Annotated in this window: 21 protein-coding genes; 19 read left to right on the plus strand and 2 right to left on the minus strand. The window is 37.0% G+C overall.

Annotated elements, in window-relative coordinates; all coding sequences use genetic code 11:
* Window positions 1-27: 27 nt before the first annotated feature.
* The 7 genes from ystJ (at window position 28) to AC0L0O_RS01585 (ending at window position 7,401) form a co-directional block, all read left to right on the plus strand.
* A complete protein-coding gene (gene ystJ, locus AC0L0O_RS01555; RefSeq protein ID WP_011199012.1) occupies window positions 28-1,236 on the plus strand; it encodes an NADP-dependent malic enzyme in 1,209 nt (402 codons plus the stop codon).
* Window positions 1,237-1,250: 14 nt separating this feature from the next.
* On the plus strand, window positions 1,251-1,895 hold the full coding sequence (locus AC0L0O_RS01560) for a FadR/GntR family transcriptional regulator (RefSeq protein ID WP_428888936.1): 645 nt from the start codon (window positions 1,251-1,253) through the stop codon (window positions 1,893-1,895).
* A 185-nt stretch (window positions 1,896-2,080) separates the two neighbouring features.
* Window positions 2,081-2,950 (plus strand): acetyl-CoA carboxylase, carboxyltransferase subunit beta, encoded by an 870-nt coding sequence (gene accD, locus AC0L0O_RS01565; RefSeq protein ID WP_000942874.1) that lies wholly within the window; start codon window positions 2,081-2,083, stop codon window positions 2,948-2,950.
* Complete coding sequence (gene accA, locus AC0L0O_RS01570) at window positions 2,938-3,912, plus strand: acetyl-CoA carboxylase carboxyl transferase subunit alpha (protein ID WP_000818794.1); 975 nt, start codon at window positions 2,938-2,940, stop codon at window positions 3,910-3,912. The genes accD and accA overlap by 13 nt, the downstream gene beginning before the upstream one ends.
* A gap of 128 nt (window positions 3,913-4,040) precedes the next feature.
* A complete protein-coding gene (pfkA, locus tag AC0L0O_RS01575) occupies window positions 4,041-5,000 on the plus strand; it encodes a 6-phosphofructokinase (RefSeq protein ID WP_000821163.1) in 960 nt (319 codons plus the stop codon).
* Between the two features lie 53 nt (window positions 5,001-5,053).
* Window positions 5,054-6,811: a pyruvate kinase gene (pyk, locus tag AC0L0O_RS01580; RefSeq protein ID WP_001232664.1), complete on the plus strand. Its 1,758-nt coding sequence runs from the start codon at window positions 5,054-5,056 to the stop codon at window positions 6,809-6,811.
* 200 nt (window positions 6,812-7,011) lie between these two features.
* Window positions 7,012-7,401 carry an FxsA family protein gene (locus AC0L0O_RS01585; RefSeq protein WP_000871642.1) on the plus strand — a complete coding sequence of 130 codons (390 nt, stop codon included), beginning with the start codon at window positions 7,012-7,014 and terminating at the stop codon, window positions 7,399-7,401.
* 596 nt (window positions 7,402-7,997) lie between these two features.
* Here AC0L0O_RS01585 and ytvI read toward each other — a convergent pair.
* A complete protein-coding gene (gene ytvI, locus AC0L0O_RS01590) occupies window positions 7,998-9,116 on the minus strand; it encodes a sporulation integral membrane protein YtvI (RefSeq protein ID WP_001081401.1) in 1,119 nt (372 codons plus the stop codon).
* A 420-nt stretch (window positions 9,117-9,536) separates the two neighbouring features.
* On the opposite strand from ytvI, the gene AC0L0O_RS01595 reads away from it, so the two are divergent.
* The 5 genes from AC0L0O_RS01595 to AC0L0O_RS01615 all read left to right on the plus strand — a co-directional run bounded on the left by AC0L0O_RS01595 (window position 9,537) and on the right by AC0L0O_RS01615 (window position 14,635).
* Entirely contained in the window at window positions 9,537-9,998 is a 462-nt protein-coding gene (locus AC0L0O_RS01595; RefSeq protein ID WP_000625507.1) for a DUF441 domain-containing protein, read from the plus strand.
* Between the two features lie 387 nt (window positions 9,999-10,385).
* Window positions 10,386-11,534 (plus strand): citrate synthase, encoded by a 1,149-nt coding sequence (gene citZ, locus AC0L0O_RS01600; RefSeq protein WP_000503660.1) that lies wholly within the window; start codon window positions 10,386-10,388, stop codon window positions 11,532-11,534.
* A 160-nt stretch (window positions 11,535-11,694) separates the two neighbouring features.
* Complete coding sequence (gene icd / locus AC0L0O_RS01605; RefSeq protein ID WP_000206898.1) at window positions 11,695-12,987, plus strand: NADP-dependent isocitrate dehydrogenase; 1,293 nt, start codon at window positions 11,695-11,697, stop codon at window positions 12,985-12,987.
* Between the two features lie 19 nt (window positions 12,988-13,006).
* Entirely contained in the window at window positions 13,007-13,945 is a 939-nt protein-coding gene (mdh, locus tag AC0L0O_RS01610) for a malate dehydrogenase (RefSeq protein WP_000153232.1), read from the plus strand.
* 216 nt (window positions 13,946-14,161) lie between these two features.
* Window positions 14,162-14,635: a MaoC family dehydratase gene (locus AC0L0O_RS01615; protein ID WP_131370100.1), complete on the plus strand. Its 474-nt coding sequence runs from the start codon at window positions 14,162-14,164 to the stop codon at window positions 14,633-14,635.
* A gap of 56 nt (window positions 14,636-14,691) precedes the next feature.
* On the opposite strand, the gene AC0L0O_RS01620 is transcribed toward AC0L0O_RS01615, so the two are convergent.
* The gene (locus AC0L0O_RS01620) at window positions 14,692-14,823 is read right to left on the minus strand and encodes a hypothetical protein (protein WP_001238015.1); all 132 of its coding nucleotides are present in this window, start codon (window positions 14,821-14,823) and stop codon (window positions 14,692-14,694) included.
* A 151-nt stretch (window positions 14,824-14,974) separates the two neighbouring features.
* On the opposite strand from AC0L0O_RS01620, the gene AC0L0O_RS01625 reads away from it, so the two are divergent.
* From AC0L0O_RS01625 to coaE, 7 genes are all read left to right on the plus strand, one after another.
* On the plus strand, window positions 14,975-15,175 hold the full coding sequence (locus AC0L0O_RS01625; RefSeq protein WP_001200954.1) for a hypothetical protein: 201 nt from the start codon (window positions 14,975-14,977) through the stop codon (window positions 15,173-15,175).
* A 147-nt stretch (window positions 15,176-15,322) separates the two neighbouring features.
* Window positions 15,323-16,042, plus strand: coding sequence for a two-component system response regulator PhoP (gene phoP / locus AC0L0O_RS01630; protein WP_001065226.1), 720 nt, complete (start codon window positions 15,323-15,325; stop codon window positions 16,040-16,042).
* Window positions 16,035-17,798: a sensory box histidine kinase PhoR gene (gene phoR, locus AC0L0O_RS01635; RefSeq protein WP_001032128.1), complete on the plus strand. Its 1,764-nt coding sequence runs from the start codon at window positions 16,035-16,037 to the stop codon at window positions 17,796-17,798. Before phoP ends, phoR begins: the two co-directional genes overlap by 8 nt.
* A 285-nt stretch (window positions 17,799-18,083) precedes the next feature.
* A complete protein-coding gene (gene polA / locus AC0L0O_RS01640; protein WP_473785629.1) occupies window positions 18,084-20,717 on the plus strand; it encodes a DNA polymerase I in 2,634 nt (877 codons plus the stop codon).
* Window positions 20,718-20,729: 12 nt separating this feature from the next.
* Window positions 20,730-21,560 carry a DNA-formamidopyrimidine glycosylase gene (gene mutM / locus AC0L0O_RS01645; RefSeq protein WP_001114480.1) on the plus strand — a complete coding sequence of 277 codons (831 nt, stop codon included), beginning with the start codon at window positions 20,730-20,732 and terminating at the stop codon, window positions 21,558-21,560.
* 72 nt (window positions 21,561-21,632) lie between these two features.
* Window positions 21,633-22,265: a sporulation membrane protein YtaF gene (gene ytaF, locus AC0L0O_RS01650; protein WP_000281740.1), complete on the plus strand. Its 633-nt coding sequence runs from the start codon at window positions 21,633-21,635 to the stop codon at window positions 22,263-22,265.
* 51 nt (window positions 22,266-22,316) lie between these two features.
* Window positions 22,317-22,919, plus strand: a complete 603-nt coding sequence (gene coaE, locus AC0L0O_RS01655) for a dephospho-CoA kinase (protein WP_000219304.1) — start codon at window positions 22,317-22,319, stop codon at window positions 22,917-22,919.
* Window positions 22,920-23,009 lie beyond the last annotated feature (90 nt).

Consider the following 23,009-nt stretch of genomic DNA (forward strand, 5'->3'; position numbering starts at 1 on the left):
TCAACACTTCGTGAAGAAGCACTTCACATGCATAAAGTGCATCAAGGAAAATTAGAAACTGTATCAAAAGTAAAAGTAGAAAATGCAAAAGATTTAAGTCTTGCATATTCTCCAGGGGTTGCAGAACCTTGTAAGGAAATTTATGACGATAAAAGTAAGGTATATGAATATACAATGAAGGGAAATATGGTAGCAGTTGTGACAGATGGAACGGCTGTACTTGGTCTTGGTAACATTGGACCTGAAGCATCTCTTCCAGTAATGGAAGGTAAAGCTGTATTATTCAAGAGCTTTGCTGGTGTAGATGCATTCCCAATTGCCTTAAATACAAACGATGTAGATAAAATTGTTGAAACTGTAAAATTAATGGAGCCAACTTTTGGCGGCGTTAACTTAGAAGATATCGCAGCACCAAACTGCTTCATTATTGAAGAACGTTTGAAAAAAGAAACAAATATTCCTATCTTCCATGATGATCAACACGGAACAGCTATCGTAACAGTAGCAGGTCTTGTGAACGCGCTAAAACTAGTTGGAAAGAAAATGTCTGACATTAAAGTTGTCGCAAATGGCGCAGGTGCAGCAGGTATTGCAATTATTAAACTTTTATATCGCTATGGCGTACGCGACATTATTATGTGTGACCGTAAAGGCGCGATCTATGAAGGTCGTCCTACAGGTATGAATCCGGTGAAGGATGAAGTTGCAAAATATACAAATAAGAATCGTATCGAAGGTTCTTTAGCTGATGTTGTACAAGGTGCGGACGTATTCATTGGTGTATCTGCAGAAGGTGCATTAACAGAAGAGATGGTTCGTACAATGAATGACGATGCAATTATTTTTGCAATGGCGAATCCAGTTCCAGAAATTATGCCAGAATTGGCAAAAGCAGCGGGCGCAGCTGTTGTTGGAACAGGTCGTTCTGACTTTGCAAACCAAGTAAATAATGTACTAGCGTTCCCTGGTATTTTCCGCGGTGCACTTGACGTACATGCGACACAAATTAACGAAGAAATGAAGATGGCAGCTGTACAAGCCATTGCTGAGCTTGTAGCAGAAGATGAGTTGAATGCAGACTATATCATTCCAGCACCGTTTGATGCGCGTGTAGCGCCTCAAGTAGCAGCTTACGTTGCGAAAGCTGCAATGGAGACAGGGGTAGCTCGCCGTCAAGTGGATCCAAATGAAGTTGCTGAGAAAACAAAACAATTAGCGCTGATTGGTAAAGAATAAGCGAGGAATTTCCATTGACATCATCAAATACAAAAGTATATCTCGAAATTGTAAAAAAAATCCGTTCCATTATGGAAGAGGATGGATTGATAGCAGGGGATCGTTTACCGTCTGAGCGTGAGTTAAGTTCACGTTTAAACGTAGGACGTTCCTCTGTAAGAGAAGCGTTGCGTGCTTTAGAACTTGTAGGGTTAATTGAAACGAGACGTGGTGAAGGGACGTTTATTCGAAACTTTTACGATAACGGTCTTGTACAATTGATTGCTCCGTTCTTGCTGCAAGATGAGAAAACAATTCGTGATTTATTACAAACAAAACGATTGCTTGAGAAAGATATGATTCGAATTGTATGTAATTTACCGAAAGAAACGTTTTCTAAAGTGCTAAGTAAATTACATCAAGTGCTTGAAGGAAATGAAAACTCAATTCCAATGCTTCACCAAACGTTCTTTAAAACACTTATTGAACAAGTCGATAATTATTTACTATATCGCATTTGGATGATCGTAAATGATTATGTATCAACTCTTTCTTGTAAAGTTTCAGGAGATTCTATCGATATGTATAGAAAGCTTTATGCTACTTTGGAAGAAAAACAAGAAAATGATGCACTAAAAATTTACGATGAATTAGTAGAGAATATACAGTTTCACTCGTAATGTATAAAATTTGTCGAAATGACCATGACACGTTATGACAAACATTCTATCGCGTAGCGGTTAAAGTTAAACGTAAAGAGTGAGGTTATTAGACAGATTGAGAAGATAAGGCTAACATCAAACTTTGGTGTTAGCCCAATTTTCTTCTTACGCTAACCTTAGCTCTCAACGAAGGGGGTCAAATTGTGCTAAGAGATTTATTCGTGAAAAAGAAAAAGTACGCTGCAATACCTTCAGAACAAGTACGAAAAGATGTACCAGATGGCGTTATGACAAAATGTCCGAAATGTAAAAAAATCATGTATACGAAAGAAGTTCTAAAAAATTTAAAAGTATGTGTGAATTGTGGATATCATCATCCTATGAATGCGTGGGAACGTCTGGATAGTATATTGGACGAAGGGTCATTCCGTGAGTATGACAAAGAAATGGTTTCATTAAATCCACTCGAGTTTCCAAATTATGAAGAGAAACTAGAGAGCGATCGTAAGAAGACTGAATTGAACGAAGCGGTTGTAACTGGTGAAGGAACAATTGATGACATGCTTGTTGTTGTTGCAGTAATGGATTCTCGTTTTCGAATGGGGAGCATGGGCTCTGTTGTAGGAGAAAAAATTGCCCGTGCGGTTGAAAAGGCATACGACTTACAAGTTCCATTTATTATCTTTACTGCTTCGGGTGGTGCCCGTATGCAAGAAGGGATATTAAGTTTAATGCAAATGGCAAAAACAAGCGTAGCTTTGAAAAAGCATAGTAATGCAGGAGGATTATTTATTTCTGTTATGACTCACCCAACGACGGGCGGGGTTTCAGCAAGTTTCGCTTCACTTGGTGATTATAATCTTGCAGAACCGGGGGCACTGATCGGATTTGCTGGTAGACGTGTAATTGAACAAACCGTGCGTGAGAAACTACCGGAAGATTTCCAAACGGCAGAATTCTTACTAGAACATGGTCAATTAGATGCGGTAGTACATCGTGATGATATGAGAGAATCGCTTCGCAAGATTTTAGAAGTTCATCAAGGAGGGGAAATGGCTGTATGGCAGAGCTAGAATTTGAGAAACCAGTTGTTGAGCTAAGAAATAAGATTCGTGAACTGAAAGACTATACGAAAAACAGCCAGATGGACTTCAGTGAGGAGATTCGTATTTTGGAAGACAAGCTAGAAAATTTAGAGGAAGATATATACGGCAATATGAAAGTATGGGACCGTGTTCAAATTGCTCGTCATGCAGAACGACCGACAACGCTCGATTATATTGAGCACTTATTTACTGATTTTTTTGAATGTCATGGAGATCGTCTATTTGGCGATGATGCAGCGATTGTCGGCGGCATTGCGAAATATAAAGGGATGCCTGTAACTGTAATTGGGCACCAACGCGGAAAAGATACGAAAGAAAATATTCGCCGTAATTTTGGGATGCCTCATCCAGAAGGATATCGAAAAGCATTGCGTTTAATGAAGCAGGCGGAAAAGTTCAATCGTCCAATTATTTGTTTTATTGATACGAAAGGAGCTTATCCTGGTAAAGCTGCTGAAGAACGTGGTCAAAGTGAAGCGATCGCCCGCAATTTATTTGAAATGGCAGGCTTAACGGTACCTGTTATTTGTATCGTTATCGGCGAAGGTGGTAGCGGTGGTGCGCTAGGTCTTGGAGTAGGAGATTACATTCATATGCTAGAAAATTCCACTTATTCTGTTATTACACCAGAGGGTGCAGCGGCAATTCTTTGGAAAGATGCAGGAAAAGCAAAGGAAGCTGCAGAGGCGATGAGAATTACAGCGGCAGATTTGAAAGAATTAGGTGTAATTGACGAAATTATTCCAGAGGCAAAAGGTGGAGCACACCGTAATGTTTTGAAACAGTCAGAAAATATAGATTTAATGCTTAGAAAAACTTTTGAACAATTAAACGGAATTTCGAAAGATGAATTAATCGAAAAACGTTATGAAAAATATATGAAAATTGGGCAAGTTTCGTTTTCAAACGCTTCCATTTGGATAAAATAAGAAAAGCGTGCGTTCCACTTCGCGAATGCACGTTTTTATTATGAAAAGACACATCTTCTCCATTGTATTTTTATATTTTTTCGTGTTATTTTATTATAAGGCAAATAATCTTTATGAGGTGAGTACAAATGAAACGTATTGGTGTATTAACAAGTGGTGGAGATTCACCTGGTATGAATGCTGCCATTCGTGCAGTTGTTCGTAAAGCGATTTTCCATGATATTGAAGTATATGGTATTTACCATGGATACGCTGGATTAATTTCTGGTCACATTGAAAAATTAGAACTAGGTTCTGTTGGCGATATTATCCACCGCGGTGGTACGAAATTATATACAGCAAGATGTCCTGAGTTTAAAGACCCAGAAGTACGACTAAAAGGTATCGAGCAATTAAAGAAACACGGTATCGAAGGACTTGTTGTTATTGGTGGAGATGGTTCTTACCAAGGCGCTAAAAAATTAACTGAACAAGGATTCCCTTGTGTTGGTGTACCAGGTACAATTGACAATGATATCCCTGGAACAGACTTCACAATTGGTTTCGATACAGCTTTAAACACTGTTATTGATGCAATTGATAAAATTCGTGACACAGCTACATCTCATGAACGTACATATGTTATCGAAGTAATGGGACGTCACGCTGGTGATATCGCATTATGGGCTGGTTTAGCTGATGGTGCAGAAACAATCTTAATTCCAGAAGAAGAGTATGACATGGAAGATGTTATCGCTCGTCTGAAACGCGGTAGTGAACGTGGTAAAAAACACAGTATTATCGTTGTAGCTGAAGGTGTTGGAAGTGCAATTGACATCGGTAAGCACATTGAAGAAGCAACAAACTTTGATACTCGCGTAACTGTATTAGGTCACGTACAACGTGGTGGATCACCAAGTGCACAAGACCGTGTATTAGCAAGTCGTCTTGGCGCAAGAGCAGTTGAATTATTAATTGCTGGTAAAGGTGGACGTTGTGTAGGTATTCAAGATAACAAACTTGTTGATCATGACATTATCGAAGCGTTAGCTCAAAAGCATACAATCGATAAAGATATGTATCAATTATCTAAAGAATTATCCATCTAATCGGCGTAATGTCGGATATTTGGGAACGGTTTCATAATTTTCGGAGGTGCAATATGCGTAAAACTAAAATTGTATGTACTATAGGTCCTGCTAGTGAAAGTATTGAAAAATTAGAGCAATTAATCGAAGCAGGTATGAACGTTGCTCGTTTAAACTTCTCTCATGGTAGCCATGAAGAGCACGGCGCTCGTATTAAAAACATTCGTGAAGCTTCAAAGAAAACTGGTAAAACAGTTGGTATCTTACTTGATACAAAAGGTCCAGAAATCCGTACTCATGACTTCGTAGACGGACAAGCTGAGCTTGTAACAGGTGCAGAAGTAGTTCTTTCTACTGAGCAAGTATTAGGTACTGCAGAGAAGTTCTCTGTATCTTATGCTGGTCTTTATGACGATGTAGATCCAGGTTCTCGCATTCTAATCGATGACGGTCTTATTGAGCTAGAAGTAATCGAAAAAGCTGACGGAAACATCCGTACAAAAGTTCTTAACAGCGGAACTGTAAAAAATAAAAAAGGTGTTAACGTACCAAACGTAAGCATTAAGCTTCCTGGTATCACTGAAAAAGACGTAAAAGATATCATCTTCGGTATCGAGCAAAAAGTTGATTTCATCGCAGCTTCATTCGTACGTAAAGCAGCTGACGTATTAGAAATCCGTGAATTATTAGAAGAGCATAACGCTCAATACATCCAAATCGTACCAAAAATTGAAAACCAAGAGGGTATCGACAACATCGATTCAATCTTAGAAGTTTCTGACGGCTTAATGGTAGCTCGTGGTGACATGGGTGTAGAAATTCCACCAGAAGAAGTACCATTAGTACAAAAACGTCTAATCAAAAAATGTAACGTGTTAGGTAAGCCAGTTATTACTGCAACACAAATGTTAGATTCTATGCAACGTAACCCACGTCCAACTCGTGCGGAAGCAAGTGACGTAGCTAACGCAATCTTCGATGGTACAGATGCAATCATGCTTTCAGGTGAAACGGCTGCTGGACAATACCCAGTAGAAGCAGTAACAATGATGGCTAACATTGCAGTACGTGTTGAAAAATCATTACAATATGAAGATATGTTCAAAAAACGTATTAAAGAGTTCACTCCAACAATTACAGATGCAATTAGCCAATCTGTTGCGCATACAGCACTTGCTCTTGATGTAGCTGCAATCGTAGCTCCAACAGAAAGTGGATATACTGCGAAAATGATCTCTAAATATCGTCCAAAATCTCCAATCGTAGCTGTAACATCTGACGAGCAAGTAGGACGTCGTCTTGCACTCGTTTGGGGTGTACAAGCATTTATGGCTGAGAAGCGTGCAGCTTCTACTGACGAAATGTTAGATACAGCGATTCAAACAGGTATGGATGCAGGTCTAATCGGACTTGGAGACACTGTAGTAATCACTGCTGGTGTTCCAGTTGCTGAAACTGGTACAACAAACTTAATGAAAATCCACGTTGTTGGTGAAGAAGTTGCTAAAGGACAAGGAATCGGTCGTAAAGCTGCAAAAGGTAAAGTAGTTGTAGCGAAAACAGCTGCTGAAGCTGTAGCGAACGTAAACGAAGGTGATATCCTTGTTACAACAAGCACTGATAAAGATATGATTCCTGCAATCGAAAAAGCTGCTGCTCTAGTTGTAGAAGAAGGCGGCCTAACAAGCCATGCGGCTGTTGTAGGCGTATCAATCGGTATTCCTGTTATCGTTGGTGTAAACGGCGTAACAGCAACTTTAAAAAATGGCCAAGAAGTAACAGTTGATGCAGCACGCGGAATTGTTTATAATGGACATGCGGAAGTGCTATAAGTAATACGGAGAGAAGGATCGGAGTCCTTCTCTTTTTTTTACACAAAAAAAGAGATAGAACTAGCTTGAGGTTCCTGAAATTGCTTCTAAAAGCTGTCTAGTATGAATTTTGAAGGGAATTAAGCATTTGGATTTCATAGGGTGTATATGAGCGTTTTGAGGGCGTTAAAAGTGATGGTATATGAGAGAGGTGTAGAACTGTGAAGTGGTTACTATTCTTGTTAATATTAATACCGGCGATTGAGATTACAGTCTTAATTGGATCGAGTCATGTAATAGGTTTATGGTCTACGTTCGCTATGATCGTATTTACAGGTGTTGTAGGTGTATATTTGGCGAAAAGACAAGGGTTTAAAGTGCTTGGAGAGATTCAATCTAAGTTGAATAGAGGAGAAATGCCAGGAGCGGCAGTACTAGATGGTATTTTTATCTTTGTAGGAGGTATTCTTTTAGTACTCCCTGGATATGTAACGGATATAATAGGTTTTATCTTTGTTATTCCGATGACGAGGGCTTTATTAAAACCGTTTATTATGAAGTGGATGGAATGGAAGTTTAGAAAGAACTCAACTATTATTGTACAGAAATAGTGCTTAGATTATAGCGATCTAAGCACTATTTTTTTGCTTGTAATAGGATGAGAGGATGGTTAAAGCTTAGTTAATTCTTAGTTAATTCAAGATGTGCTTTATGCTGCCTTAACATGTGGCAAATGTAAAGGTTAATAATCAATAGGGGACAAAATCTATACGGGTTAAAGTTTTACTTTGTTATATTTGCTGTGTACTTTTCAATTGGATATGTGGTTTGAGGAGTTAGTAGTTCTGAATAAGTGTGTTTTAGGGGGGATACTTGTTTTTGTGTATAAAAGAATGAATTGGCACGAAAAAAATGAAATGAAAGCAGTAAAAAGCTTAATGTAAGTCTAATTTTATATCATTTTGTATATTTATTCATTTACATAAAAAGCAATAAATGTAAGTAATAAAAATAAAACAAATAGAATAAATATGTATAATCACCAAGAAATATGCGTTTTTTATGCAAAAAAACAAGAGAATTATCTTTTTTGAGTGCAATTCTCTTGTTTTATGTAATGAGTATGAAAAATAAGTACAAGGAATAATCAGTGGGAATTTCCCACTGATTACATGTAAGTTTTTTGTTGTGTATGAATTAGAAACTATTATTTTGAAGGTGAGCCTTTAATATATTTCCACAAATCATGGAATACACGAGCTTTGTGCAATGTATTAAGTAGTACTAAGGTGACTGGACCGATGATTAATCCTAAGAAGCCAAAGAGCTTAAATCCGACAAATAGAGCAATAAGTGTTGCTAATGGATCAAGGCCGATATTAGATGAAAGTACCTTTGGCTCCATAATTTGTCTTTGGACAATCACGACGATGTATAAAATGAGAAGACCGATGGCGAAAGCAGTGTCGCCAGTGAAAAATACGTATATAACCCAAGGAACGAAGACAGCTCCTGTTCCTAAATATGGGAGTAAATCTACAACCCCTGTAATAATCGCGATAGTAATGGCGTATGGTACGCGTAATATTAAAAGTCCGATTAGTACAATAACAGTTGTCATAGATACGAGTGTAAGTTGCGCTTTAACAAAACCGAATAAAGCTTTTCTCAAATCCACAAAAATAGTTTTTCCATAGCCATGAACACGGTTAGGCAAAAACTTTCTTACTTTCTGAGCAAGACGATGCCAATCGTAACTAATGAAGAAAGTGGCTAATAAAACGAAAACAAGTACAGTTAAAGTAGTTGGTAGTGCACTAATGAAATTTGTTAACCCGCTTATAATAGCGGTTAAAAGTTCTTTCATTTGCGTCGTTGCTTCGGTTCCTAAGTTTTGAATGTTTTGTGTAATCGTATAGCGCTGTGGTTCCCCAAGATGATTAAATTTAGAAATTAAATCATCATAGAGAGGCATAATATGATTAAGTGCAAACTGCTGAGCGAATGTAACGATATCCGGAAATTTTACTGTAACAAGTTGTAGTAAGTATGTTGTGGCAGATATCGCTTCTGTTACAAGATATGTCACGAGTCCGACGATAGCTCCAAATACGAGAATTAAGCTAACGAGTACTGCGAGTGCGCGAGGAAATTGTAGTTTTTGATTTAGGAAATTGACGACAGGATTAATCAAATAAGCAAATGCGAAAGCGATAATAAAAGGATAGATAAGCCCTGACACATATAGTAATGCATAGAACCCTGCTACCGTCGCTACAATGACAAATACGAGTCGCAATATCATATATAGTAAGTTTCGATTCAAAGATGTATACCTCCCATTCCAATTTGGATTATCCTAATTCGTTCAACTTATAACGAGTGTGCCCCACTGATTAAAGTTTCACTTTATGTTATAGTGGAATGATGGAATTTTCCTGCTTTTTCAGTACGTGAGTGACTGTGAAAGCTTGGTGTTGATGCTTCTACTATATGGTAAAAACTTCATTTTCTCTTCTTTTTATTTTACCTGTTTCTAATTAGAAAAGAAAGGAGAGACGCCCGTTTTTTAAAATGTATACATGCTTACATTTGGATGGTGAAAGTCTCAGTTTGTCATTTTAAAATACGCAAAAAAATGAAGTGATTCATGTTGAATAGGCATCGATATAGCATGTATAACGATAGGTTTAAAGGTATTTTTGTTTGGAAATGAGTTCATTATTTTCAGAAAGGAAGTGCAAACATGATTAGTCAGTCAACGTTATTTTTATTCATACTACTTATTATAGGACTTATTGCGAAAAACCAATCGCTTACTGTAGCTATTGGTGTGTTATTTCTATTGAAATTTACATTTCTAGGGGATAAAGTCTTTCCTTATCTACAAACGAAAGGGATTAACCTCGGTGTTACGGTTATTACAATAGCAGTACTCGTACCGATTGCGACGGGGGAAATAGGGTTTAAGCAACTTGGAGAAGCAGCGAAATCGTATTATGCATGGATTGCTTTAGCTTCAGGGGTAGCAGTTGCTTTGTTAGCAAAAGGCGGCGTGCAATTATTAACGACAGATCCTCATATTACAACTGCGCTCGTTTTCGGGACAATTATAGCAGTTGCTTTATTTAATGGGGTCGCTGTAGGTCCATTAATTGGGGCTGGAATTGCCTATGCAGTAATGAGTATTATACAGATGTTTAAATAAGGAATTTTATAGTAATATAAAATTTTTGAATTCTTTCTGTTCACAAAAGTCAGATAATTGTTTATAATAGGATTAGAAACTTTGAAAAGTTACATAACAGCAGAGACTTTACACCAGATAAAATAAAAACAACATAAAACAATTTTATAATGATATTGTTTTATGTTGTTTTTATCATAAAACTCTTCGGAATTAATTTTCCTCACTAACTTGTTGTTTTGAGCGTGAGGATTCGGGGAGACATTCACGCTCATGCTTTCCATGTAGACAATGGACAATAAGAGGGGAACATCGCAACAAATTTGCATGATCGTGCATTTTGCTTGCCTAAAGAGTGAACGGGCGTTCATAATTCAAAAGGGGAGCAAATAGATATAAGGAGCAAGGTTGGGAGAATTTTCAGGAAAAGGAGAGAATGTCATGACTGTTATTCGAGGTTTAGAAGGGGTAGTAGCAACAACATCATCTGTGAGCTCTATTATTGATGATACATTAACTTATGTTGGGTATAATATTGATGATTTAGCTGAGAATGCTACATTTGAAGAAGTAGTGTACTTATTATGGCATCGCAAGCTTCCTAACGAGCAAGAACTAGCGAAATTTAATGAGATTGTATCGGAATACTATAAAGTTCCAGGTGAGATTTTAGCATATTTGAAACAAGTAGATTTAAAAATCGCACATCCGATGTCTGTTTTACGAACTGCAATTTCCATGCTATCATTATACGATGAGAGCGCTGAAATTATGGACGAAAAGTCCAATTATTTGAAAGCGGTTAAATTACAGGCTCAAGTGGGTACTTTAGTTGCTGCTTATGCAAGAATCCGTAAAGGTTTAGATGTTGTTGAGCCTAGAAATGATTTATCATTAGCTGCAAACTTCTTGTACATGTTAAATGATCGCGAGCCAAATGAAGTTGAAATTGAAGCTTTTGATAAGGCGCTTGTACTTCACGCAGATCATGAGTTAAACGCTTCTACATTTACTGCACGCGTTTGTGTAGCTACACTTTCAGATGTATATTCTGGTATTACAGCAGCAATCGGTGCGTTAAAAGGTCCTCTTCACGGCGGGGCAAATGAAAATGTAATGAAGATGCTAACTGAAATTGGCGAAGAAGAAAATGTAGAATCATATATTCATAATGCTCTTCAAAATAAAGTGAAAATCATGGGCTTTGGCCACCGTGTATATGAGCAGGGTGATCCGCGTGCAAAACATTTACGCGAAATGTCTAAGAGATTATGCGTGCTTTTAGGAGAAGAGAAATGGTATAATATGTCTATCAAAATTGAAGACATTGTAACAAAAGAAAAAGGTCTTCCACCAAATGTTGATTTCTATTCAGCTTCTGTATACCATTGTTTAGGAATTGACCATGACTTATTTACACCTATTTTTGCAATTAGCCGTATGTCAGGCTGGTTAGCTCATATTCTAGAACAATATGAAAATAACCGTTTAATCCGTCCGCGTGCTGATTATAATGGACCAACACATCAAGTGTATGTTCCAATTGCACAACGATAAGCGAATAACACTATTTTGATAGTGAAAATACGCTTTCAAAAGTCTGATTTTTTCGGAAAGATGTAATGATTAGAATATTTTAATTTGACTAACGGTTTGAACTGAGGGGTTATTCCCTCAGTTTCATACATATGAAATTTCAAACATGGGGGTTATCACATTGACGACAGGTGAAAAAATTACTGTAACTAATGGTGTTATGAATGTACCAAACAATCCGATTATTCCATTTATCGAAGGAGATGGAATTGGTCCTGATATTTGGGCAGCTGCATCTCGTGTACTAGAAGCAGCAGTTGAAAAAGCTTATGATGGTGAGAAGAAAATCGTTTGGAAAGAAGTGCTTGCAGGGGAAAAAGCATTCAACCAAACAGGCGAGTGGTTACCAGAAGAAACTTTAAATTTAATTCGTGAATATTTAATCGCGATTAAAGGTCCACTTACAACTCCAGTTGGCGGTGGTATTCGTTCTCTAAACGTAGCACTTCGTCAAGAATTAGATTTATATGTATGTCTACGTCCAGTTCGTTATTTTGAAGGTGTTCCTTCACCTGTAAAACGTCCGGAAGATACTGATATGGTTATTTTCCGTGAAAATACAGAAGACATTTATGCTGGAATTGAATATGCGCAAGGATCTCCAGAAGCAGAAAAAGTTCTTGCTTTCTTAAAAGAAGCAATGGGTGTTAATAAAATCCGCTTCCCAGAAACATCTGGTATTGGTATTAAACCAATCTCAGAAGAAGGGACAAAGCGTCTTGTTCGTGCTGCAATTCAATATGCAATTAACGAAAAACGCTCTTCTGTTACATTAGTTCATAAAGGAAACATTATGAAATTCACAGAAGGTGCTTTCAAAAACTGGGGTTACGAAGTAGCGGAACAAGAATTCGGCGACAAAGTATTTACTTGGGCTGAATATGATCGCATCGTTGAGAAAGATGGTAAAGATGCAGCGAATAAAGCGATGGCAGACGCTGAAGTGGCTGGAAAAATCATCGTAAAAGATTCTATTGCAGACATCTTCTTACAACAAATTTTAACTCGTCCACGTGAGTTCGATGTTGTTGCAACAATGAACTTAAACGGAGACTACATCTCTGATGCACTTGCTGCACAAGTAGGTGGAATTGGTATTGCACCTGGTGCAAACATTAACTATGTAACTGGACATGCTATCTTTGAAGCTACGCACGGTACAGCTCCAAAATATGCAGGTTTAGATAAAGTAAACCCATCTTCAGTTCTTCTTTCTGGTGTATTATTATTAGAGCACTTAGGATGGAACGAAGCTGCGAAATTAGTAACTGCTTCAGTTGAGAAAACAATTGCTTCAAAAGTAGTAACTTATGATTTCGCACGCTTAATGGAAGGTGCAACAGAAGTGAAATGTTCTGAGTTCGCTAATGAACTTATTAAAAACATGGATGTAGCGATAATCAAAAACGCATAATTAAAGCGGGGGGTAAATTATGACAATCAAACGCAAGAAAGTTTCAGTCATCGGTGCAGGATTTACAGGAGCAACAACAGCATTCTTATTAGCACAAAAAGAACTTGCAGATGTTGTATTAGTGGACATTCCACAGCTGGAAAATCCAACAAAAGGGAAAGCGTTAGATATGTTAGAAGCGAGCCCAGTACAAGGTTTTGATGCTAACATTATTGGAACATCTGATTACGCAGATACTGCTGATTCTGACGTTGTTGTGATTACAGCAGGTATTGCGCGTAAGCCTGGTATGAGCCGTGATGATTTAGTAGCAACAAACTCCAAAATTATGAAAAGTATTACGCGCGACATTGCAAAACATTCACCAAATGCGATTATTGTTGTATTAACAAATCCAGTTGATGCAATGACATATTCTGTATTTAAAGAAGCAGGATTCCCGAAAGAGCGTGTTATCGGTCAATCGGGCGTATTAGATACAGCTCGTTTCCGTACATTCATCGCACAAGAATTAAATCTTTCTGTGAAAGACATTACAGGATTTGTTCTTGGTGGACACGGTGACGATATGGTACCTCTTGTACGTTATTCATATGCAGGTGGCATTCCGTTAGAAACGTTAATTCCGAAAGAGCGTTTAGAAGCAATCGTAGAACGTACCCGTAAAGGGGGCGGCGAGATTGTAGGCTTATTAGGAAACGGTAGTGCATATTACGCACCAGCTGCTTCTTTGGTTGAAATGACAGAAGCAATCTTAAAAGATCAACGCCGTGTATTACCGGCTATTGCGTACCTTGAAGGTGAATACGGTTATAGTGACCTTTACTTAGGGGTACCAGTAATTCTAGGTGGTAACGGAATTGAAAAAATTATTGAATTAGAACTTCTTGCAGATGAAAAAGAAGCGTTAGATCGCTCTGTAGAATCTGTACGTAATGTTATGAAGGTTCTTGTTTAATCATTAAATATAAGTAGAAAAAGATTCGGGGCCCCGAATCTTTTTCTACTATTTATACAAATGTTTTTTTGAAATAATATGAAAACGCTATCATTTGTAATGTCCTATAATGAAACTGTAGATTTATACTATACATTGCCCTCATCATAGTAAATGTCGGATCAAGTATCGCTTTTAGTAGGATAATAAGGTGAAAAAATCGGAGGGGGTTGTAACATGTTAAAGAAAAAAGTTCAAATTGGTCGTAAAATGGATGAAATTACAGTAGGAGAGAAATTATCTATCACTGAAAAAATTGAGGATAAAGATTTGTTATTGTACTTAGGGTTAACGAATGATGCCAATCCATTATATATTCAGCATGATTACGCATCCCAAACTCCGTATGAAAAGCCGATTGTACCAAGCATTATGCTAACTGGAATGATTACAACGGCAGTTACGAAATATTTACCAGGTCCAGGTAGTCATATTACTAGGAAGGACCTTACGTTCGTGAAGCATGTTCACCATTATGAAACGTTACAAATCCATTTTGAAGTTGTGGCTGTTTCTGAGGAGGAACATACAATTGATATGCTTGTATCTGCTCATGATGAAAAAGGGGATACTGTTGTGAAAGGCTCATTAACAGTAACGCCACCTTATAAATCAGTCTCTATTATGGAAAGAGCATTAGATAATTTTTAAAACATGAAAATGTGAATAGCGCTAGCATACCTTTCATAAGGGGGCTAGCGCTATTTTTAGTTGAAGAATCCCTCTTTGAACCCTTCGGCGAAATCTGAACAACCCGTTTTAATTGTATCCCAGCTCGGAGCGTTGAAAGTAAGAATACATGTTACTACTAAAGTTAGAATAGGTAGTAATAGTCGCATAATAGAACCTCCTCATCTCTTATATTCCAATTTTCTAATTAACAATAATTAATATATATTTATTTAATGATTTAAGTCAATGAAAGGAGTGATTTTTAAGGTGAGATGAAAAAGAGAAGACGTTATTTTTGAAACGATAAGAGAAGCTGAAATGCGGGCAGAAGGGGTCGTAAACGAGATGTATGGAAGAGTATTTGATAGATATGAAAAGCTGGATTATAAAGTAGCGTACGCTCTATCTTTTTTCTTAGCGCAGGAGAGAGTGTGGATAGTTCATAAGGAAGAACACTTTGGAATAGATGGGGTCATCTATAAAGTTTGGGTAACGGTGGTAGAAGGAATGAATTTATAAATGCTTCTATATTACGAAACAGTAGTATAAACGAGCTCCATGAATAGACAATTATATTGAGAGGGACCTTGTTTTCTAGTATGATGAGAATAACGGGGAAAATACTAGGATGAAGAAGGTTTCAAGTCTATAACTTGGAGGAAAAGAATGAACAATCGTATTTTAGTAGTTGATGATGAGGAGTTTATCTTAACTTTAATCGAATTTAATTTACAACAAGCTGGTTTTGAAGTAATAACAGCGATGGATGGTGAGATGGCGCTGCAAAAAGCGACAACAGAACGTCCAGATTTAATTATATTAGATTTAATGCTTCCAAAAATGGATGGTATGGAAGTATGTAAAGAATTACGATTGCAGCGCGTTATGACGCCAATTTTAATGTTAACAGCAAAAGATGATGAGTTTGATAAGGTGCTAGGTCTTGAACTTGGGGCGGATGATTATATGACGAAGCCATTTAGCCCAAGGGAAGTTGTTGCACGTGTGAAGGCAATTTTACGCCGTACGAAATTACAACAAGAAGAGCAAGTTACAGAAACGTCAGATGAAGAGAGCATCACAATTGCTGAACTTAAAATTTTGCCGGAATTTTATGAAGCTTATTTCCAAGGAAGAAAGCTTGAATTAACACCAAAAGAATTTGAACTACTTGTTTATCTTGCGAAAAATAAGAGCCGTGTGTTGACGCGTGATCAATTATTAAGTGCTGTATGGAACTATGATTTTGCTGGTGATACACGAATTGTTGACGTTCATATTAGCCATTTGCGCGATAAAATTGAACAAAATACGAAAAAACCGACGTACATTAAAACGATACGTGGTTTAGGATATAAATTAGAGGAGCCAAAAGGGGATGAATAAATTTCGTTCCAGGCTTCTTTTTACATTTGTTTCTCTTATTGTGTTTATTTTAGTGGGACTCGGTTTATTGCTAGAAACCGTGTTTGAAAACTACTATATAGATCATGCAAAAGAGAGAATGGTAAAAGAGACAGAGTATGTTGCGGTATTAGCAGAAGAACAAGGTTTTGATGATGTTTTAAAAAATCCATATGTATTTGAAAAGTTAGAAGAAAAAATACAGGCTTCTATTGCCTTTGTAGATGAGAAAAAGAAAGTTCAATATAGCGGGGGAGAACAGTCTGCGTTTAGCCAAGGGATAATGAAAGAACTTTCCTCTGAAACAAAGAAACAAAGAAATAAAGTCATTACGAAAGAAGCAGATCAAAATAACGAATTTTACCATGCGGTGTTCGTGCAAGATGTAACAGGGAAACAAGGATACATTTTGGTGAAAAGCACAATTGAGCCTTTGAAAGACGTTCATCAAAAAACGTGGGGATTATTAATTATTGGATTCGTTATTGCATGTCTCGTCGTCGTATTTTTAGGTATGAAAATTACAGGGCAATATATTAGGCCAATTGAATCCGTTACGAAAGTTGCCATCGAATTAGCGAAAGGTAATTATAAAGCGCGCGCTTATGAAAGTCATTCGGATGAAACGGGAATGTTAAGTAAAGCGATTAATATTTTAGCTCGTAATTTACAAGAGATGACGCTTGAACAAGAAATGCAACAAGATCGTCTGCATACGTTAATTGAAAATATGGGAAGTGGAATGATTTTAATTGATAGCCGCGGTTATATAAACCTTGTAAACCGTTCGTATAAGGAAACTTTCCACGTCACAGATGAAGAATATTTAGATCGCTTATATTATGAATCGTTTCATCATACGGAAATTATAGAGCTTGTGGAAGAAATCTTTATGACAGAAGTGAAAGTGCGCAAACAAATGTTATTGCCACTTGGAATTGAGCGAAAGCATTTCGAAGTATATGGAGCACCGATTATCGGGACGAACCATGAATGGAAGGGGATTGTCCTTGTATTCCATGACATTACTGAGCTGAAAAAGTTAGAACAAATGAGAAAAGACTTTTTAGCGAATGTTTCTCATGAACTAAAAACGCCGATTACTTCTATTAAAGGTTTTTCAGAAACGCTCTTAGACGGTGCTATGGATAATAAAAAATTCTGCGAACATTTCTTACACATTATTTTAAAAGAAAGTGAACGTATGCAAGGGTTAATTGAAGATTTATTAGATTTATCAAAGATTGAGCAACAAGGGTTTAAATTGAGTATGGGAACCGTTGATATGAAGGGGCTTCTTGAAGATATTCATATGGTGCTTGATAATAAAGCGGGAGAAAAAGAAATCTCTTTACAAGTAAATACGCTAAAACGTGTCTCTGTCATTGGAGATCCAAGTCGCTTGCAACAAATCTTTATTAATTTAATGAATAACGCAATTGTATATACGCCGGCTGGAGGCGTTGTTTCTGTAGAATTAGCGGAAGATAAATATAATGCTTATATAAAAGTATCGGATACTGGAATTGGTATTAGTAAAGATGAAATTCCGCGTATTTTTGAACGCTTTTACCGAGTGGATAAAGCGAGAAGTAGAAATACTGGTGGTACAGGCCTTGGGTTATCGATTGTAAAGCATTTAGTTGAGGCGCATCACGGTACGATTACAGTGGATAGTGAAGTTGGGGAAGGGACAACGTTTACAGTTGTTTTACCAAAATCAGCAACTGAAAAATAGGATGAAGGATGTTTACAATATATTAACAATGGCTTAATTAAATATTAATAAAGCTCTGTTAATATAATACATGAAAACCCCTTCATCCAAGGAGTAATTTTGGACGAGAATAGTTAAGCTGTTCTCGTCACTTCCCTTTATGCCAATATAAGTCTGTTTTATATATGAAAGAAAATAACCGTTATTTTTCTTCTCTCTATTAGTCATGTTAATATAGAGAGAGGAAAGAAACGGTTTTTTTCTGTGAAAAAAATCATTTCAAATTTGTATGGGGAGGTTTCTGATTTGGAAAAAAAGGTCGTATTAGTAGATGGTAATAATATCGCGTATCGTGCTTTCTTTGCACTACCGCTTTTAAATAACGACAAAGGTATACATACGAACGCAATTTACGGTTTTACAATGATGTTAATGAGAATATTAGAGGAAGAAAAACCGACGCATATGTTAGTAGCATTTGATGCGGGGAAAACGACATTCCGTCATAAAACATATAGTGAGTATAAAGGGGGACGTCAAAAGACTCCGCCTGAGTTATCAGAGCAATTCCCGTTTATTCGTGAGATGCTTGATGCATTCAATGTACCACGTTATGAATTAGAAAATTATGAAGCGGATGACATTATGGGAACGCTAGCGAAAGAAGCGAGTGAACAAGGCGCAAGTGTAAAAGTTATTTCAGGAGATAAAGACTTACTTCAACTTGTTTCTGATAACACGCTTGTATGTATTCCTCGAAAAGGGATTACGGAAGTAGACGAATATACGAAAGAAGCTTTATTTGAAAAATACAGCTTATCACCAAAGCAAATTATCGATATGAAAGGTTTAATGGGAGACCAATCAGATAATATTCCAGGTGTACCAGGAGTTGGTGAAAAAACTGCGATTAAATTGTTAACACAGTTTGGAACGGTTGAAGAAGTGTATGAAAATATAGATCAAGTAAGCGGGAAGAAATTAAAAGAAAAGCTGGAAGCAAATAAAGACCAAGCTCTTATGAGTAAAGATCTTGCAACCATTATTACAGACGCACCGATTACTGTGAATGTGGATGATATGGAGTATAAAGGATATGAAGCAAGTGATGTCATTCCAATGTTCGAGAATTTAGGATTTACATCTCTTTTAAGCAAATTAGGTGTTACGCCAGAAGAAACAGCTCCGGCTGAATTAGATGATATTACATTTGATATTGTAGAAGAAGTTACAGAAGAAATGCTTCAGCAAGATAGTGCGCTTATCGTTGAAGTACAAGAAGATAACTATCATAAAGCAGACATTCAAGGTTTCGGTATTCAAAATGAAAATGGATGTTACTTTATTCAGACAGACATTGCACTTAAATCAGATGCTTTTAAAGAGTGGCTTGCAGATGGAGAAATGAGAAAGTATACATTTGATGCGAAGCGTGCGATCGTTGCGCTGAAATGGAACGGTATAGATATGCAAGGGATTGACTTTGATCTATTAATCGCTGCTTACTTACTTGATCCAGCTGATACAGATAAAGATTTCCGTACTGTAGCGAAAATGAAAGAAACGCATGCTGTGAAATCTGATGAAGAAGTTTACGGAAAAGGTGCGAAGCGTGCTGTTCCAGAGTTAGAGATAGTAGCGGAGCATGTAGCTCGTAAAGTGCATGTATTATATGATGTAAAGCAAACATTTGTTGAAGAGTTAGAAAAGAATGAGCAATATGAACTGTTTACAGAGTTGGAATTACCACTTGCACGTGTATTAGCTGATATGGAAGTAAAAGGTGTAAAAGTTGATACAGAACGTCTTCGTAATATGGGAGAAGAACTTGCAGGTAGATTAAAGGAAATGGAACAGGAAATTTATAAGCTGGCGGGAACAGAATTTAATATTAATTCACCGAAGCAGCTTGGTGTGATTCTGTTTGAGAATTTAAACTTACCGGTTATTAAGAAGACGAAAACAGGTTATTCTACATCAGCAGATGTATTAGACAAGCTGATGGATCACCATGAAATTATTCCAAACATTTTACATTACCGTCAATTAGGGAAACTCAATTCAACTTATATTGAAGGTTTATTAAAAGTTGTACATGAAGATTCATCTAAAATTCATACTCGCTTCAATCAAGTATTAACGCAAACAGGTCGATTAAGTTCAACGGATCCAAACTTGCAAAATATCCCGATTCGATTAGAAGAAGGAAGAAAGATTCGTCAGGCATTCGTTCCATCAGAAGAAGGATGGATTATGTACGCGGCCGATTATTCACAAATTGAACTTCGTGTATTAGCTCATATTGCCAATGATAAAGGGCTAGTTGAAGCGTTCCAACATGACATGGATATTCATACAAAAACAGCGATGGATGTATTTGGCGTTGAAAAAGATGAAGTAACTTCAAATATGAGACGACAAGCGAAAGCTGTTAACTTCGGAATTGTGTATGGTATTAGTGATTATGGTCTTTCACAAAACTTAGGAATTACAAGAAAAGCAGCAGCGGAATTTATTGAAAAGTATTTAGAAAGTTTCCCTGGTGTACAAGAATATATGGATGACATCGTAAAAGATGCGAAGCAAAAAGGATATGTGGCTACATTATTAAATCGTCGCCGTTACATTCCGGAAATTACGAGTCGTAATTTCAACTTGCGTAGCTTTGCTGAGCGTACAGCTATGAATACACCAATTCAAGGTACTGCAGCAGATATTATTAAAAAAGCGATGATTATTATGGCAGATCGTTTAGAAGAAGAAGGATTACAAGCGCGTCTTCTTCTGCAAGTACACGATGAATTAATATTTGAGGCACCAAAAGAAGAAGTTGAAAAATTAGAGAAGCTTGTACCAGAAGTAATGGAGCATGCAATTGAACTGGCAGTTCCACTGAAAGTTGATTATTCTTACGGTCCAACTTGGTACGACGCAAAATAAGGAAGTGATGAAATGCCTGAATTACCAGAGGTTGAAAACGTCAGACGGACACTTGAAAATCTTGTAACAGGAAAAACAATTGAAGACGTCATTGTTACCTATCCCAAAATAGTAAAACGCCCAGATGATGCAGAAATCTTTAAAGAAATGCTAAAAGGCGAGACGATTGAAAATATAAAGCGAAGAGGAAAGTTTTTGCTTTTATATGTAACGAATTATGTTATTGTTTCACATTTGCGTATGGAAGGTAAGTTTTTACTGCATCAAGAGGATGAACCAATTGATAAGCATACGCACGTCCGTTTCTTGTTTACAGATGGAACTGAATTACATTATAAAGATGTGAGAAAGTTCGGTACGATGCATCTCTTTAAAAAAGGTGAGGAAATGAATCAAATGCCTCTAGCTGACTTAGGTCCAGAGCCATTTGATGCTGAATTGACACCACAGTATTTACATGAGAGATTGCAAAAGACAAATCGGAAAATAAAAGTTGTATTGTTAGACCAGCGTCTTTTAGTAGGACTTGGAAATATATATGTAGATGAAGTTTTATTCCGTTCTCAAATTCACCCAGAACGAGAAGCGTCTTCTTTAACAGCGGAAGAAATTGAGCGGATTTATGAGGCGACTGTTACAACGTTAGGCGAAGCCGTGAAACGTGGCGGAAGTACGATTCGAACGTATATCAACTCACAAGGGCAAATTGGCTCATTCCAAGAACTTCTAAATGTATATGGAAAAAAAGGAGAACCGTGTGTGACTTGCGGTACGATATTAGAAAAAACAGTTGTTGGCGGAAGAGGAACGCATTACTGCCCGATTTGTCAGCCTAGAATATAGAAAAGAGATAACATCGGATAGGCATTTGTCATATACATACAGCAGAGCTATGTATAAGGGAGGAGCTTACCGATGTACCTTTATTTATCTCTTATTTTATTAGCTTTTACATTAAGCTTAGATAGCTGTAGTGTAGGGCTAACATATGGTTTAAGAAGCGTAAGAATTCCACTAAGATCAATTATAATTATCGGAATGTGTTCAGCCGCTGTTATGCTTGTTTCAATGGGAATTGGACATATGATCGCGAAAATATTTTCACCTGTTATCGCAACGCGTATCGGTGGGCTTGTTCTTATTGGAATAGGGATTTGGGTATTATATCAATTTTTTCGAAGTGAGAAAAAAGAAGAACCGAAGCAAGAGGAGAAGGTCTGGAAATTAGAGATTGCCTCGCTTGGGTTAGTAATTCAAATTTTACGGAAACCGACTGTAGCAGATTTCGATAAATCAGGCACCATTTCTGCAGGAGAAGCATTGCTTCTTGGTATCGCTCTTTCTGTAGATTCATTCGGTGCTGGAATTGGTGCGTCTTTATTAGGGTATGCACCTGCTATGATGGCGATATTAGTTGCAGTGATGAGTTCTTTGTTTTTATTTATTGGAATGAAACTTGGAACGGTTTTATCAAATATGAAATGGTTGCAAAAATTTACATTCCTGCCTGGGGTATTACTCATTATTATTGGAATTTGGAAAATGTAAGTACGGGCGTGGAACATTAGTTTCGCGCCTTTTATTATGAGGAGGGTTATGATGACGGTAGTAATTGGATTAACGGGAGGTATTGCAAGCGGAAAAAGTACAGTATCTCAAATGTTTCGCGAGCTCAGTATACCAGTTATTGATGCAGATATTATTGCAAGAGAAGTTGTAGAAAAAGGAAAACCAGCATATAACAAAATTGTAGAAGTGTTTGGAACGGAAGTATTACAAGAAGATGGAGAACTGGATCGACCGAAATTAGGAAGTGTCGTTTTCTATAATGAAGAGAAACGATTGCAGTTAAACAAAATTGTTCATCCTGCAGTGCGTGAGGAAATGAATAGGCAAAAGGAAATGTACATAAAAGAAGGTATGCAAGCGGTTGTGTTAGATATTCCTCTCTTATTTGAAAGTAAATTAACAAGTCTCGTTGACCGCGTTTTAGTTGTAGCAGTTAAGCCACATACGCAATTAGAACGTTTAATGAAGCGAAATAATTTTTCAGAAGAAGAAGCAACAGCTCGTATTCAATCTCAAATGCCGTTAGAAGAAAAAGTGAAAAATGCAGATGAAGTGATAAATAATGATGGCACAATTATGGGAACGAAAACACAATTACAGGCGATTTTAAAGAAATGGAACATTATTGACTAAAAAATTGTGAAATTAATGAAAATGCTTAGTGACATATCCCCTTTTTGTGTTATACTATTATTGGGATTGGAGATAAATAGTATAACGCAT

It is taken from the genome of Bacillus sp. GS3m_15504 (assembly GCF_055825275.1).